This is a genomic window from Pseudomonas sp. SG20052, from assembly GCF_031766055.1.
GTDB lineage: Bacteria > Pseudomonadota > Gammaproteobacteria > Pseudomonadales > Pseudomonadaceae > Aquipseudomonas > Aquipseudomonas mandelii.
The window spans coordinates 4,050,984-4,065,514 of sequence record NZ_CP134498.1; the positions used below are offsets into that span (position 1 = coordinate 4,050,984).

Annotated in this window: 12 protein-coding genes and 2 pseudogenes; 8 read left to right on the plus strand and 6 right to left on the minus strand. The window is 59.6% G+C overall.

All coding sequences use genetic code 11. The features are described 5' to 3' along the window. Positions 1 to 53 precede the first annotated feature (53 nt). Complete coding sequence (locus RHP74_RS18535) at positions 54 to 953, plus strand: LysR family transcriptional regulator (RefSeq protein WP_311096024.1); 900 nt, start codon at positions 54 to 56, stop codon at positions 951 to 953. A 91-nt stretch (positions 954 to 1,044) separates the two neighbouring features. Beyond that, entirely contained in the window at positions 1,045 to 2,727 is a 1,683-nt protein-coding gene (gene ilvD, locus RHP74_RS18540; protein WP_311096025.1) for a dihydroxy-acid dehydratase, read from the plus strand. Between the two features lie 170 nt (positions 2,728 to 2,897). Here the strand turns inward: ilvD and RHP74_RS31425 are convergent, their stop codons facing one another. Both RHP74_RS31425 and RHP74_RS31430 read right to left on the minus strand, forming a co-directional pair. Further along, on the minus strand, positions 2,898 to 3,761 hold the full coding sequence (locus RHP74_RS31425; RefSeq protein WP_404940322.1) for a methyl-accepting chemotaxis protein: 864 nt from the start codon (positions 3,759 to 3,761) through the stop codon (positions 2,898 to 2,900). A 42-nt stretch (positions 3,762 to 3,803) separates the two neighbouring features. Beyond that, positions 3,804 to 4,511: pseudogene (locus RHP74_RS31430) on the minus strand (MCP four helix bundle domain-containing protein); the annotation flags it as partial. A gap of 227 nt (positions 4,512 to 4,738) precedes the next feature. Here RHP74_RS31430 and RHP74_RS18550 point away from each other — a divergent pair. After that, positions 4,739 to 5,599 carry a CAP domain-containing protein gene (locus RHP74_RS18550; protein ID WP_311096026.1) on the plus strand — a complete coding sequence of 287 codons (861 nt, stop codon included), beginning with the start codon at positions 4,739 to 4,741 and terminating at the stop codon, positions 5,597 to 5,599. A gap of 38 nt (positions 5,600 to 5,637) precedes the next feature. Here RHP74_RS18550 and RHP74_RS18555 read toward each other — a convergent pair whose 3' ends face one another. The 4 genes from RHP74_RS18555 to RHP74_RS18570 all read right to left on the minus strand — a co-directional run bounded on the left by RHP74_RS18555 (position 5,638) and on the right by RHP74_RS18570 (position 8,080). Further along, on the minus strand, positions 5,638 to 5,997 hold the full coding sequence (locus RHP74_RS18555; RefSeq protein ID WP_311096027.1) for a hypothetical protein: 360 nt from the start codon (positions 5,995 to 5,997) through the stop codon (positions 5,638 to 5,640). Positions 5,998 to 6,387: 390 nt separating this feature from the next. After that, a complete protein-coding gene (locus tag RHP74_RS18560; protein ID WP_077749509.1) occupies positions 6,388 to 6,888 on the minus strand; it encodes a CinA family protein in 501 nt (166 codons plus the stop codon). 71 nt (positions 6,889 to 6,959) lie between these two features. Next, positions 6,960 to 7,232 carry a hypothetical protein gene (locus RHP74_RS18565; RefSeq protein WP_077749485.1) on the minus strand — a complete coding sequence of 91 codons (273 nt, stop codon included), beginning with the start codon at positions 7,230 to 7,232 and terminating at the stop codon, positions 6,960 to 6,962. A 125-nt stretch (positions 7,233 to 7,357) separates the two neighbouring features. Then, the gene (locus tag RHP74_RS18570) at positions 7,358 to 8,080 is read right to left on the minus strand and encodes a cysteine hydrolase family protein (protein WP_010455367.1); all 723 of its coding nucleotides are present in this window, start codon (positions 8,078 to 8,080) and stop codon (positions 7,358 to 7,360) included. 152 nt (positions 8,081 to 8,232) lie between these two features. On the opposite strand from RHP74_RS18570, the pseudogene RHP74_RS18575 reads away from it, so the two are divergent. The 5 genes and pseudogenes from RHP74_RS18575 to RHP74_RS18595 all read left to right on the plus strand — a co-directional run bounded on the left by RHP74_RS18575 (position 8,233) and on the right by RHP74_RS18595 (position 14,200). Beyond that, positions 8,233 to 9,125: pseudogene (locus tag RHP74_RS18575) on the plus strand (AraC family transcriptional regulator). 135 nt (positions 9,126 to 9,260) lie between these two features. Further along, positions 9,261 to 9,833 (plus strand): hypothetical protein, encoded by a 573-nt coding sequence (locus RHP74_RS18580; RefSeq protein ID WP_311096028.1) that lies wholly within the window; start codon positions 9,261 to 9,263, stop codon positions 9,831 to 9,833. 389 nt (positions 9,834 to 10,222) lie between these two features. After that, a complete protein-coding gene (locus RHP74_RS18585; RefSeq protein WP_311096029.1) occupies positions 10,223 to 11,521 on the plus strand; it encodes a sialidase family protein in 1,299 nt (432 codons plus the stop codon). Next, positions 11,518 to 12,132: a hypothetical protein gene (locus RHP74_RS18590; RefSeq protein ID WP_311096030.1), complete on the plus strand. Its 615-nt coding sequence runs from the start codon at positions 11,518 to 11,520 to the stop codon at positions 12,130 to 12,132. The genes RHP74_RS18585 and RHP74_RS18590 overlap by 4 nt, the downstream gene beginning before the upstream one ends. A gap of 31 nt (positions 12,133 to 12,163) precedes the next feature. Then, entirely contained in the window at positions 12,164 to 14,200 is a 2,037-nt protein-coding gene (locus tag RHP74_RS18595; RefSeq protein WP_311096031.1) for a sulfatase-like hydrolase/transferase, read from the plus strand. Positions 14,201 to 14,531: the final 331 nt, after the last annotated feature.

A 14,531-nucleotide genomic window follows, 5' to 3' on the forward strand; every position in this document is an offset into this window, starting at 1 on the left:
TTGATACCTGCATACAACGCCATGTCACCATCCGGCCGTGCTAACGTTAAAGCATGACGACTCCCGACCTGAACCTGCTGATTACCCTCGATGCGCTGCTCACAGAAGGCAGTGTGGCGCGTGCCGCCCAACGACTGCGGCTGAGCCCGTCGGCCATGAGCCGGGCGCTGGCGCGACTGCGTGAAACCACCGGCGATCCCCTGCTGGTCCGCGCCGGTCGCGGCCTGGTGCCGACACCCCGGGCACTGGAACTGCGCGAACACGTCAGCCAACTGGTGCAGCACGCCGAAGCGGTACTGCGCCCCGCCGAGCAGCTCGACCTCAAGCACTTGGTACGCACCTTCACCCTGCGCACCAGCGACGGCTTTGTAGAAAACTTCGGGCCGGCGTTGATTGCTCGCCTCAGCGAGGAAGCACCGGGGGTACGGCTGCACTTTTTGCAGAAACTGAACCAGGACAGCACCCTGCTGCGGGACGGCACGGTCGATCTGGAAACCGGCGTTGTGGCGGACACCACCAGCCCGGAAGTGCGTACCCGCGCGTTGTACCAGGACCGTTTCATCGGCGTGGTACGGCCGGGGCATCCACTGAGCAAGGGCAAGATCACGCCCGCCCGGTATGCGGCCGGCCGGCATGTCCTGGTCTCGCGGCGCGGACGGGACCAAGGGCCAATGGATGATGCGTTGGACACGCTTGGACTGACCCGTGAGATCGTCACCATCGTCGGCGGTTTTTCCGCGGCCCTGGCGTTGGCCCGGGCCTCGGACCTGATCGCGACGGTGCCCGAACGCCACACCCACACGCTGCGCGCCGGCCTCCACAGTTTTCCCCTTCCGGTCGCCACGCCAGTGATCACCGTTTCAATGCTCTGGCACCCGCGAATGGACGCCGATGCCGCGCACCAGTGGTTGCGCGGATGTCTTCGGGAGGTGTGTGCGGGATCGCTGGATTAGCAAACTGATTTTTGTCGCCGCCGGGTCTAGACTCTATGCGTTGCTTCGGGCCACACCGGTCGGGCCAGCGATCTGGATAGAAGGGAACGTCATGAGCGACAAAGACAATTTGCGTAAGTACTCCTCTCAAGTGGTCGACGGCGTGGAGCGCGCGCCCGGCCGTTCCATGCTGCGGGCCGTGGGCTTCACGGATGAAGACTTCAAGAAACCGCAGATCGGCATCGCCTCGACGTGGGCGATGGTCACGCCGTGCAACATGCACATCGACAAGCTGGCCATCGAGGCCGAAAAAGGCGCGAATGCCGCGGGCGCCAAGGGCGTCATTTTCAACACCATCACCATTTCCGACGGCATCGCCAACGGCACCGAAGGCATGAAGTATTCGCTGGTGTCGCGGGAAGTGATCGCCGATTCCATCGAAGTGGTGGCCGGTTGCGAAGGCTTCGACGGGTTGGTGACCGTGGGCGGTTGCGACAAGAACATGCCGGGGTGCCTGATCGGTATGGCGCGGCTGAATCGCCCGTCGATCTTCGTCTATGGCGGCACCATCCGCCCGGGCGCTGGCCACACCGACATCATTTCCGTGTTCGAGGCCGTGGGTCAGCACGCCCGGGGTGACATCAACGAGATTCAGGTCAAGCAGATCGAGGAAGTGGCGATCCCCGGCCCCGGCTCCTGCGGCGGCATGTACACGGCCAACACCATGGCCTCGGCCATTGAGGCTTTGGGCATGAGCCTGCCCGGTTCCAGCTCCCAGGACGCCGTCGGCAGCGATAAAGCCTCGGACAGTTTCCGCGCCGGCCAGCAGGTCATGGAGCTGCTCAAGCTGGACCTCAAGCCGCGCGATATCATGACCCGCAAGGCATTCGAGAACGCCATCCGCGTGGTGATCGCCCTCGCCGGCTCGACCAATGCCGTGCTGCACCTTTTAGCCATGGCGCATGCCGTGGATGTCGAACTGACGCTGGATGATTTTGTCGAGCTGGGCAAGATCTCCCCGGTCGTGGCCGACCTGCGTCCCAGCGGCAAATACATGATGAGTGAGCTGGTGGCCATCGGCGGCATCCAGCCGCTGATGAAACGCATGCTCGCGGCCGGCATGCTGCACGGCGATGTGTTGACGGTGACCGGCAAGACCCTGGCCGAGAACCTGGAAAACGTGCCCGACTACCCCGAAGGCCAGGACGTGATTCTGCCGTTCGATCAGCCGGTCAAAAAGGACTCTCATCTGGTGGTGCTGCGCGGCAACCTCTCGCCGACGGGCGCTGTGGCCAAGATCACTGGCAAGGAAGGTTTGCGCTTTGAAGGCACGGCGCGCGTGTATCACGGTGAAGAAGGCGCGTTGACCGGGATTCTCAATGGCGAAGTCCAGGCCGGCGACGTCATCGTCATTCGCTACGAAGGACCCAAGGGAGGGCCGGGCATGCGCGAAATGCTCTCGCCGACGTCGGCAGTCATGGGCAAAGGGCTGGGCAAGGATGTCGCGCTGATCACCGACGGCCGCTTCTCCGGTGGTTCCCATGGTTTTGTGGTGGGGCATATCACGCCGGAAGCCTTTGACGGCGGGCCGATTGCGCTGATTGAAGATGGCGACAGGATCACCATCGATGCTGAGACCCGGCAGATTACGGTGGATGTTTCAGACGCGGAATTGGCCGAGCGCAAGACCCGTTGGGTGCGGCCGGAATCCAAATACAAACGCGGGGTGTTGGCCAAGTATGCGAAGACTGTGTCCAGTGCTTCGGAGGGTGCTGTGACGGATAAATATCTTTAAGGGATAGGTTCTGCGCTGTCTGATCTGGCGCATTCGCGAGCAGGCTCGCTCTTGCATGGGATCTTCATTGAACACAGGATCTGTGTTCGAAGCAGACCCCATGCAAGAGCGGGCCTGTTCGCGAAGAGGCCTTCAATATCACCAAGAATCAATGGATCAGCGCACAAGCCTCAAAGCCGAAACCGATCCACCGACTGCGACAGCTTGCCCGCCAAGGTCGACAGCTCATCAGTCGTCGAAGCCGTCTGGCCAATAATCTTGCTGTTGCCCTCCGACATCCCGGCAATCATGTCCACCTGTTGGGCAATTTCGTTACTGGCCAGGCTCTGCTCGCCGATCGTGCGAGTGATGTCATTCACCAGCTCAGTGGTATTGAGCGTCGCTTCGAGGATTTCGCGGATCGCGCGCTCGACGTCGGCCGTCACCGCCATGCCTTTGTCGACCTGCGCAACGCCCGCCTCCATGCTGGTCACCGCCTCGCGGGTGCTTTGCTGGATGCGCGCGACCATGCTGGCAATTTCCTGCGTGGAGGCACTGGTGCGTCCTGCGAGACTGCGGACTTCGTCGGCCACCACGGCAAATCCACGGCCCTGTTCACCGGCACGAGCAGCTTCGATGGCGGCGTTGAGGGCCAGCAGGTTGGTTTGATCGGCGATGCCCTTGATCACCTGAATGATGCTGAAAATCCCCTCGGACTCCTTGTCCAGCGTGCGGATCACCTGGGCTGACTGCTGCGCCGAACGCGCAATGCCATCCATGTCATTGACCACCTGATGAATCACCCGACCACCGTCCTTGGCCAATGCCTCGGCCTGGTTGGCCATGTTCAGCGCGCGTTCGGCGTGACGGGTGACTTCCTCGATGCTGGCGGTCATTTCACTGGCGGCAGCGGCCATGGTGCTGGCGGCGACGCTTTGCTGCTGGCTGCTGTCGGCGACCTGATGGCAGCCACTGCTTAACTGCACGCTCATGCCGCTGACGCCATGCGCATTGCTGCGAACCACCTCGATCATGCCGCGCAAGTCACGCTGCATGGTCGCCAGGCTGCGGATCAAGGCGCTCGCTTCGTCATTGTGGGTCGGTTCGACAATCGGCTCGCTGAGGTTGCCATGGGCGATGCTTTGGGCAATGCGGCTGGCGGTCTGCAACGGCCCCATGATGCTCGAAATTACCCAGCGTCCCTGGATCAGCAGTAACAACAGGCTGGCGATCAGCACGATACCCAGCGTGAAGTTGGCGCTGCTGATGGCCTGCTCGGTGTTTTTACTGGTCTGTTGGGTGCTGGTTTCGATCACCTCGCTGAGGGCTGCCATCTGGTCTTCCAGTTGGCTGAACGCGGTATTGAACGTGCCGAGTTCCTTTTGCGCGGAATCCGGATTTTCCAGCGCCAGACCGACAATGCGCTCGGCGGCGCTGATGTAGGTGTCGAGGCTCGGCTTGACCTTGTTCAAGCCCGCCTTGATGGTGTCGTTGACCGGCAACTGGAGGTTTTCACCCAGCACTTCACGAAAATGCGCCGCATGCTCCTCGATGGAACTGTGCACCTCGGCTTTGCTGCTGGTGCTTTTGCCCAGTCCGACCACCATCGCGGACAGCACATCGGCGCGCAGTGCGTCGTGCATCATGTCGGCTTCGAGGTGATTGCGCAGCGCGGTCAAGCTGACCTCGTTGTCCTTCACCGCTTCGGCCATCCGGGTGTTTCCCACGTAACTGACCAGGCTCACGATCAGCGCGGTGAGCAAGCTCGTACCAATCAGCAGCAACAAACGTAATTTTATAGACATGGGGTAGCCCTCTCGGTACGTCGCTTTTATGAACACGTTATCGGCGGCGCCCGCCACTCTTTGATGCCTGACGCCGGACTTTCAGTGTTTTGCGACATGCGGTAGTCACAGCCGGTGTCTCCAGCGCAAATTTCCCCTCTTCACGCCTGAACCTAGTGTCTGAACGCAAGTCTTAGCCGAGCCGTGAATTCCCATTGCCGCTGTCGTCTCATCAGAGCTGCCGTCCCATGCGCCAACCTCGCCTTGCCTTGCGTTTTGTCTCGCTCTGTTTCATGCCTTTGCTTGCTCTGTTTGCCAGTCCTGCTTATGCCAGTGGTGAACGGCAACTGGTGGAAGCCATCAACGACTACCGTGCCCACCCGCAACGTTGCGACAGGCGCCCGGCCCAACGTTTGGCCCCGCTGTCATTGAAGTCGAACCTGGCGTTGCCGATTGGCTATGGCGGCGGTTTGCGCGATCGATTGAAGGCTTCAGGCTATGCGGCGGTGACGGTGCGCACCCTGCGTGTGGTAGGCGCGCAGGACGCCGACGAAGCGTTTGACCTGTTTCAGGACGAATACTGCGGGGCGCTGCTGGATAACCAGTACGCCGACATTGGCGTCAGTCGAGCCCGAAGCGAGTGGCAGATCGTGCTGGCGCAACCCGTTCTCGATAGCCGTGTGGGTGATTCCCGTGCGGCGAGCAAGGGGCTGTTGGCGCAGGTCAATGCCGCCCGGGCCAAATCACGGATGTGCGGTCGTCAGCACTACCCCGCCGCACGACCGCTGAGCTGGAACCCCGCCCTCGGCGCCGCGGCGCAAGGGCACAGCAAGGCCATGGCCTATGGCAATTACTTTGCACACCGTGACCCCGACGGTGATGGCCCGGCGGATCGAGCAAGAGCCGCCGGTTACCGAGGTCGGCAGATCGGCGAAAACATCGCCGCCGGGCAGAGCTCACCGGGCAAGGCAATGGCAGGCTGGCTGGCCAGCCCCGGGCATTGCGCCAACTTGATGAACCCGATGTTTACCCAGGTGGGCGCGGCGTATGCAGCAGACGCGCGCAGTGATGAAGGGGTTTACTGGACGATGATGTTTGGTGCGCCGTAATCCTGATTCTGCGCTGTCGCTTCCGATTCGCTCCAGGGCTAGCGCTTACGCGCCAGGCGTTGCTGCCAATTGCCGCCATTGGCGCGCTGGCATTGTTCTTCAGAATCAAACTGCACATGGGCCGCGACCGATCTGACGTGTACATCCGCTTCGCTTAACGCTGTAGCCGTCAGTTCGACCATGCGTTCGCCCTGCCCGCTCGCCAGCGCCTGATCCTTGTTGGCCTGGGTGTCGAAAACCCAGACCACCCTCAGGCTGGAAGGAAACTCCTCGTAATCGACTTCGTGGGTCAGCCATTCAAAGCCGACGATGTGCGCTTTGGCCGTTTCACAAGCCTCAGTCAGGGTGACAATCAGGCGACGCTCGATGTGTGCCTGATCGCGTTTGCTTAAACCCATGGGGAATCCTTTGATGGTCGAAATATTAAACCGCTGTCAATCGTTCACGTCTTCGGGCAATCGATGCTCCCTGCCAATCAAACCGATTTCGCCGGACTCCAGGTTCCTGAGTCAGCCCACAAAAGGCCCCGCCAGCCACTGTCTGATGGAAGCGACAAGATCGGCAAAACCCGAAACCCGGTACATTTTCCCCTTGTTGAATAGTCTTCAACAGCTCCAGCCGCAACCCTTCCAGATCCTCTGATCGAGCGCCCATGCGCTTGGCGGTAGCGACCAGGACATCCGGAGGCATCCCGTCGTCCAACAGGGCCCAGATCGTTAGCGCTGATGGTTTTGTTCATGCTATCGAACCCCGACTCACTCGAACGGGATAACCGAAGTGTTCATCATCTAGCCCCGCTCGCCGTTGAGCATGGCCTGATGAAACGTCGGCAATTCTTTCAAAGCATACAACGACGCCTGCTGAAGCACGGACTCCCGACTGCCAGAAAATCGCTGCTTGCGGCTGAATACCGCCATTTCCTGCCCTGCCATGAAGGCCCATGCAAAGCAAACCGTGCCGGCTGGAATACCATCAACATCCTCCGGCCCCAGCAGCCCTGTCGTGGACACCGCCACGTTGGCCGGGCTGTCACGCAGCGCGCCGATGGCCATTTCCCGAGCCACTTCGCAGCTGGTGAGATTAAAGGTCTCGATAGTGATTGCACTGACTGCGAGCAAGCGTTGCTTGGCCTCGGGTGAGTAAACCACGTAGCCGCTTTCAATCAGCTCACCGCTGCCGGGCACCTGGGCCAGCAGCGTGATGATACTGCCCGCCGTGCAGGATTCTGCGGTGGTCAGCCGCAACGACTGTTGACGCAGATAATCGACGACTGTTTCAACGATCGACATCGCACTTAACCCGTTTTCCGTGTTTAACACCGAATCAAACTTCAGCCTCAGCTGTGCACCGGCGAAGCTCATCAACCGCTCCTCTTCCTTAGTGCTCGGTGATAATCCTCGCCCGCGATGGCGCGCAGGTACGCTTGATCGGCCTCAACCCTGAGGTCGCGCCATTCCTGCCAGCTCACGATTCCCAGGCGATCCATCTCGTCAGACTGACGAATCAGTTCCTCGTGATACGCATCGGGGCACTCCATGCGCAGCTTCAAGTCCTCAAGGACAAGATGCCAGGTGTTGAGCGCACGCAGCTTTTGCTCTTGCGCCGGAGTCAGCAGATTGGCAAACGAGTGCATGGCAGCGCCCCCCGAGAGTTCTTTCAGAATGGATCAATCCATCGTGAAAGCGGTTCAGGTGCACCGACCAAAGGCAGTTTTTCAAGGCTGCGCCCCAATGGTGAGACGCAGTCCATTGCCATGGCTTATTTCCCGTTAAGAAACTCGACCGTTTGCGCCGTACTCCACAACGCATTGGCGATGTAGCGATAGTTGATCAGCGCTGCCAGGTAGCCATCGCCCTCGGGAGTCGTCGGGCCGGCGGTGGCGTCCCGAACCACGGCCACTTCGAAGCCAAGCTCCAGCAGTTCACGCAGGTGCGACTCGACACAGAGGTTCGCCGCCATGCCCGCCAGAATGATTTGCGACACGCCGTGCTTGCGCAGCTGTAACGCCAGGTCATTGGTTTCCGGGCCGTACACCTTGTGCGGTGACGCGATGATGGTTTTGCCGTCAAGAATGTAGGGCTTGTACTCGGGCATGAAGTCGGCACCGGAGTTCTCGAAACCGTCGAGGGTCAGCGGCCCCTTGCGATCAAACATGCAGATACTGTGCATGACCTTCTCAAGCGGTCCGCCGAAATGCCAGTCGTGGTCACATGGATAGTAATAGTGCGGCGAAACGGCGACCGTGATGCCCGCGCCCTTGGCGGCCGCAAACAGCTGACCGATGTGCTTGACGGTATCGTGCTCGACGATGCTTTTTCCAAACACGCCCCAGCTCACGCCTTCGGGGCTGAGGAAGTCGATTTGCGGATCGATCACCACCAGCGCGGCCCGCGAGAGATCAAGCTTCATGCCGGGATCGGGCAGCGCAGGCTCTGCCGGGTCTGCATACTGGGGGGCGATGCGGTTCGAATCGTTGCTCATGACAGTGGACTCCGGTCGATAACAGGAAAATCGCTCTGCGCCATGGCGCCCGGGTGGGGCGTTGTCTACCATCGGCGAGAACTTCATCCTATTGCCCTGCCCTGCGCGGCTTTTGCCAGGACGTGCAGAGTCTTTACCCGGTCGTCTCTATCATGGATATCCTGTCCGAATTCTTCGAACGCACCAACCTTCAGGGCAGGCTGTTCTTCTCTGGCAGGGTCGATGGCACGCTGGTGCTCGACAAGCCTCCTGGCATGGCGTTCATCCATGTCATCAGTGAAGGCGGGATCGACATGGTGCAACCCGGCCTGCCGAAGATTTCCATCACCGAACCCAGCGTGTTGTTTTGCCCGAGCAGCTGCCGCTACCAGTTGCGCGCCAGTTCGGCACACGGCGCCGAGCTAATCTGCGCCTCGTTCCAGTTCGGGCGCAACGCCCTGCAACCCTTCCCTCTGGGCCTCAAGGAAACGCTGGTTTTCCCGTTCAGGGAACTGCAGAACATCACGCCCGTGATCGGCTCACTGCTTGCCGAATTCAAGGATCAGGCCCCCGGCAGAACCAAAGCGCTCAACCTGTTGCTTGAGTACATTTTCGTGGTGTTGGTGCGCCGTTCGGTCGTCGAGCAAAAGATTTCCAGCGGCCTGCTTTATGCGCTTCAGGATGGGCGTCTTGGGGCGGTTTTCCAACGTGTTCACCAGGAGCCGGAGGCGCTGTGGACTGTCGAGAAACTTGCTGGCCTGGCGAACATGTCCCGGTCGAAATTCTCTGCGTACTTCACGCAGATCATGGGTGCATCACCAATGGGCTACGTGACGGCCTGGCGGATGAAAGTGGCCCAGGACCTGCTGCGCGACGGGGTTCAGATCAAAGTGGTTGCCGCATCGGTTGGATACAGCTCGCAAGCTTCTTTCTCCCGTACTTTTCTCAACGTGATTGGCTGTCCACCGGCTGAATGGTTGAAACGTGATGCCGCTGGGGAGTGCCGCGGGTGACCGCGCGCGTGCAGCGGGTTCGGTCGGATGACGCGGCAAATGAAACTGCGTGAGCTCGCGCTTTTGTGTCTTCTAGCGCCTTGAGTTTTATACTTCTGTCCCGGTGGCCAATACACCGGGGTGCGGTATCACCACCGCCCATGGAAGACGTCCGCGCACGACAAATCAATCGAATGGAATCCATCACAATGAGTTTCACTGCTATACAAAAAGTCTCCACTAAAGCCTGGTTCGCGCTTGTGGCCCTGGTGACAGTTCTAAGCGGCATTGCAACGATTTACGCCACGTTTCACGAAACCAACCCCAACAATCCCCGCTTCATAGGTCGCTGGACGACCGATTACACCTACCCGATCACCAACGGCACGTTCGAATTCAAGGGAATGACAGAGTACTTCCGCAACGGACGGTACAACGTCAATGGCATTGTCTTTGTAGACGGAACCGTTGAAGCCAAACCTTACCGGCTTGAGTACAGCGTAAACGGAGCCGGCAGCTGGACGGCCGATTCCAGCCTGCTTTCGTTCACATTGGCTGACATGAAATCAATTCCCAAGTCTTACGTAATCAACGGCACAGCCATTTCCCCCTCGCTGGTTGCCAAGTTTGCCGGGCCCTCCTTGCCAAACTTTAGCGACGGCTTAGCGTCCGGCGCTTCCGACGAACTCAAAATCCTGATGATCAATGACAATGAGATAACGCTTGAGGGTAAAGACCCGGCAGGGAATGCCTTCACCCTACAGACGTACAGACAGCACTAGGTTTCAGCAGAAAAAGCGTTTGTGCCTGTGCTGCTGTCTTCGCAGGCAAACCACGCTTCCACAGAGATATAGGTCGATCACGTCTTGTGTGAACGACGCAGGTCAACCGTAGGAGCGTGGCTTGCCCGCGAAGAGGCCGGAACAAACAGCACATATTCCGAAGACGTCCCTGTTACCGCCCCAGCCTTTGCGACCAACGGCGTAAACCACCTCAAGCCCGCCACAATCCCTCTGGCCCGGCAGTCTCCGGCGCTCAATCAAACTGAACGCGACGACATGGCTGGCCGCTACAAATACCTGCTTACAATTTAGCCAGTCATAAAACCCGATCGTGTACTAACGAGTGTTAGTTTGGCCGCCTTATCGGTCCATGAGATGCCAACGTAGTCATGCGCATCAAACTTCCCAGTTTTCCTGCCTTCTGTGCTTACCTTCTAGTGTCCTGCCTGTTTGCGACCGCGTGGATCACCAATCCTGCCAATACGCACTCTTCCTTTGCCCTGATCAGCCCCGTGATGGCAGTGGCCGGCAAAGTGGCCAAGCCCATCTATACCAGCCGTTTCGCCTCCTCCGGGTTGGTGGATTTCGTGCATTCCTCGGCGGTCACCGCACTGCCCGACGGCAGTCTGATGACGGTCTGGTTTGCTGGCTCCCGCGAAGGCGCAGCCGATGTACAGGTGCGCTCCGCCCGGTTCGACTCGAAAACCGGCGAATGGGGTGCTGAACAGGTATTGGCCACTCGGGACTCGACCCAACAGGGCACTCGAAAATACATCCGCAAGCTGGGCAACCCGGTGGTGGCGCTCGCGCCGGATAATCGGGTGTGGTTGTTCTACGTGTCCGTGTCCATGGGTGGCTGGGCCGGTAGCGCGGTCAACGTGATGGTTTCCGATGACTTCGGTGAACATTGGTCCGCTCCGCGCCAACTGATCACCTCGCCCTTTCTGAACATCAGCACCCTGGTCCGGTCGGCACCGGTGTTTCATGCCGACGGTTCCATCGGCCTGCCGGTCTACCATGAGTTCCTGGGCAAGTTTGCCGAGTACCTCTACCTGAGCGCAGACGGCGATGTAATCGACAAATTCCGCATCAGCCACGGCATGAATTCATTGCAACCCGCGGTGGTGCCGCTGGATGGCCAGCGCGGCATCGCCTTGCTGCGTTATGCCGGCAACACCCACCACCGTGTCCTGGCGACCCGCACTGAAGACGCCGGTCAAACCTGGAGCGAACCTTATCCACTCGACCCCTCGAATCCGAATTCCTCGTTGGCTGCGGTCGCAACACCCGAACATGGGTTGCTGGTGGCGCTCAACGACCTGCAGGAGGGGCGCTTCAAGCTGAGCCTGTATGGGACCGACGCCAAAATGGACGATTGGCGCTCATTACGCGACCTGGACAAATCCCCGGATCCACTGGGCGCGCCATTTTCTCCCGAAGCCTACAAGGAGATCATCGGCAGAGAATTCCGCGGTTCCAGCGGCGCACGCCGTCATTCACTGGAAGCGGAGTTCCTGGATAACCTCGACAACCGTGTCTGTAAAAACCAGGGGTGTGAATTCGAATACGAATACCCGTATTTCATCCGCAGTCCTGACGGTATGTATCACTTGGTTTATTCCTGGAACAACACCTTCATCAAGCACGTCACCTTTAACGATGCATGGCTTAGCGAGCGCCTCAAATGATCAGCCTGTGGCAAGCCCATCTCAGCTTCGCAATGATCATCTTCCTGCTGCTGCCGTCGTTCGGCTTGTCCAGGACCTGGCGGATCGCACTGCTGGCCGCCTTGCTGGCCGTCAGCTTCTTCTCGCCGGACGGCTTGTCGTTGGCCGCGTATTTGCGCAGCTACATTGATGACCTTGCGATCACCACCCTGGTGTTCATGGCGTGGGGCTGCTTGCGTCGACTGGACATGCTGCCACCGGCACGGGGAAGGACCGGCGTATTGATCCTCTTCGCCGCGATGGCCCTGGTGTTGTACCCGGCCACTCTGGGCATGAGTGATGTGGACCCCTATCGGTTAGGCTACAGCCCACGCCCCATGTTGATTTTCTTCGCAGTGCTGACGCTGGGCCTGTTTTACCTGCGTAACGGCCTGGCCGTCTTGATGCTGGCCAGCGCAACCCTGGCCTTCATCGCCGGGATCAAACCTTCGCAAAACTATTGGGATTACCTGGTTGATCCGCTGCTGGGTCTGTATTGCTGCGGGGCACTGCTGACGCTTGCCCTGCGCTGGACCTATCGCCGCTCAAGCAAGCGGCGCGGTGCAGTGAGCGACGAACTCAAATCCGTTTGAGATTTAACGACTTTTTAACAGGGGAACAAGGATGGGTTGGCTGCACTCGAGACGTTTACATTATTGGCTAGGCGCTACAGCGATTGCGTTTGCGCTGTTTGCACTGCTGAGGATGGCGTTCTTCTTCGGCTTTTCCGGGTTCGAACCCAAAGCCCTGATCGACACAAAGGGCGTCTGGGAAACCCTGAGCATCGGCTTCAGTTTCGATTTGCGCCTGGCCATCCTGACCATGTTGCCGTTGGCGTTGCTGGCCTGGATGCCTCGCTGGAACCTGCTCCGCAGCCGCCTGCTGCGCCGTATCGCACGCGTCTATCTGGTCGCCGCCCTGAGCGTTTTGCTGCTGATCTACATCATCGACTTTGGCCATTACGCCTACCTGGGTGTGAGGATCAACGCCACCGTGCTGCGCTTCATCGAGGATGCGCAGATCTCCCGCGACATGGTTTGGCAGACTTACCCGGTGATCTGGATTTCACTGGGCTGGCTGGTAACGATCGCGCTGGTGACACTGGCCCTGGTGCGTCTGGAACGCGTCACGCTGGACCGCCCTCGCAAAGCCATTCGCAAGCTCTCCGCGACGTGGGGCGGTGCGTTGATGGTCGTCCTGGTGCTGCTGGGCATTTTGGGTCGTGTCGAAAACATGAACCTTGAAAACCCCGTTCCGTTGCGCTGGAGCGATGCGTTCTTCTCGGGTAATAACCAGATCGCCGCACTCGGCCTGAACCCGGTGCTGTTTCTCTACGATACGGGCAAAGTCGGCCAATCGCGTTATGACGAGGCGCAAGTGCGCGAACATTACGCGGTCATGGCCAACTACCTGGGCGTCGACAAACCCGACCCGCAGACCCTTGATTTCGTGCGGCACCAGGCCCCCCAACCGTACAAAATCCCGGGCTCACGTCCCCCGAACGTGATGTTCATCATGCTTGAATCGCTGGGCACCAGTGCTGTCGGGGCCTACGGCAACCCGATCAATCCGACGCCCAATCTCGATCGGCTGGCCACTCAGAGCTGGTTCTTCGAGCACTTCTACGTACCCGTAACGGGGACCGCGAAAACCGTCTGGGCCAGCATCAGCGGGGTGCCTGATGTCACGCGACAGGAAACCGCGACGCGTAATCCGCTGATCACCCAGCAAAACACGCTGATCAATGCGTTTACCGGTTACGAGAAGATCTACACCATCGGCGGCAACTCCGGCTGGGCCAACATGAATGCCCTGATCCGGCAGAGCATCGACGGCGTGCGTCTGTTCGAAGAGCGGGACTGGAAATCGCCGGTGGTGGACGTCTGGGGTATTTCCGATCTGGACCTGTTCAAGGAAACCGACCAGATCCTGCAAGCACTGCCCAAGGACAAACCGTTCTTTGCCTATGTGCAGACGGCCGGCAACCACCGTCCGTTCACGATCCCAAAAAGCAATGACGGCTTCGAGGTCAAGCACCCTACCCTGGCCGAAGTGCAGGCCGCCGGATCGCGCAGTGTCGAGCAGTACAACGCCGTGCGCCTGCTGGACTTCAACCTCGGCCGCTTGATGGAAATCGCCAAGGCCGGTGGCTGGTACGAAAACACCATCTTCGTGATGTTTGGCGACCACAACACCCGTATCGCGCAGATCCCGTTCCTGGCACCGGCCTACGAGCAACTGGGCCTGGAGAGCAACGCGGTGCCGATGATCATCCACGCACCAGGCTTGATCGGGACGCGCCAGGTCAAGGAAGCGGTCGGCCTGGTGGACCTGCTGCCCACCGTGGCGGGGATGGCCGGCCTTGAGTTTCGCAACAGCGGCATGGGCCGTGATATCCAGCAGCCCGCGCGCGAGGGTGAACGCGTGGTGCCGCTGGTATTGCGTGAGGGCACGTTCCCGCTGATTGCCGGCGTGACTCAACACTACATGGTGCAGATGGAGCACGACGGCAGTTCGCCGACCCTTCACGACCTGGCCTCGATGACGCCACGGGACAACGTTGCCGAGAAAAACCCTGAAGAGTTCAAACGCCTGTCGGCGCTGACCCGCGCCATGCATGAAACCTCACGGTTGATGCTGTACCAGAACGTTCGAAAGTAACCGTTCAAGCCCCGCAAACCCGCGTCTATGCTCCAGATAGACGCGGGCCCTCCCCGCGACACCCGTAAAAGACTCTGTCTATTACTCCCCAATACTCCACCTATTAGCTGACTTCCCAAGTGGGGTCTAACCTGTATCCAGCGCTGGCGGAACAAGCTGGCCGGTTTAGTGCTGATAAGGAGACAGGAATGAGTCCGAAGCTTGACTAGGCCACCTGTGGGCCACCGCGCAGGCAACTCGATTGCCGCAGTTCAGAATTCCCGTGTGGTCCAGACAATCAGTTGATCCAACTGTGGGTCCTGCAGCCTATGTCATTGAATTCGCTCGTTGC

Bases quoted from the DNA above. Each gene is read 5' to 3' on its own strand.
- RHP74_RS18590 (WP_311096030.1), top strand. From the start codon at position 11,518: ATGATCAGCCTGTGGCAAGCCCATCTCAGCTTCGCAATGATCATCTTC.
- RHP74_RS18585 (WP_311096029.1), top strand. From the start codon at position 10,223: ATGCGCATCAAACTTCCCAGTTTTCCTGCCTTCTGTGCTTACCTTCTA.
- RHP74_RS18565 (WP_077749485.1), bottom strand. From the start codon at position 7,232: ATGCACTCGTTTGCCAATCTGCTGACTCCGGCGCAAGAGCAAAAGCTG.
- RHP74_RS18555 (WP_311096027.1), bottom strand. From the start codon at position 5,997: ATGGGTTTAAGCAAACGCGATCAGGCACACATCGAGCGTCGCCTGATT.
- ilvD (WP_311096025.1), top strand. From the start codon at position 1,045: ATGAGCGACAAAGACAATTTGCGTAAGTACTCCTCTCAAGTGGTCGAC.
- RHP74_RS18580 (WP_311096028.1), top strand. From the start codon at position 9,261: ATGAGTTTCACTGCTATACAAAAAGTCTCCACTAAAGCCTGGTTCGCG.
- RHP74_RS18550 (WP_311096026.1), top strand. From the start codon at position 4,739: ATGCGCCAACCTCGCCTTGCCTTGCGTTTTGTCTCGCTCTGTTTCATG.
- RHP74_RS18570 (WP_010455367.1), bottom strand. From the start codon at position 8,080: ATGAGCAACGATTCGAACCGCATCGCCCCCCAGTATGCAGACCCGGCA.
- RHP74_RS18535 (WP_311096024.1), top strand. From the start codon at position 54: ATGACGACTCCCGACCTGAACCTGCTGATTACCCTCGATGCGCTGCTC.
- RHP74_RS18560 (WP_077749509.1), bottom strand. From the start codon at position 6,888: ATGTCGATCGTTGAAACAGTCGTCGATTATCTGCGTCAACAGTCGTTG.
- RHP74_RS18595 (WP_311096031.1), top strand. From the start codon at position 12,164: ATGGGTTGGCTGCACTCGAGACGTTTACATTATTGGCTAGGCGCTACA.
- RHP74_RS31425 (WP_404940322.1), bottom strand. From the start codon at position 3,761: ATGCAGCGTGACTTGCGCGGCATGATCGAGGTGGTTCGCAGCAATGCG.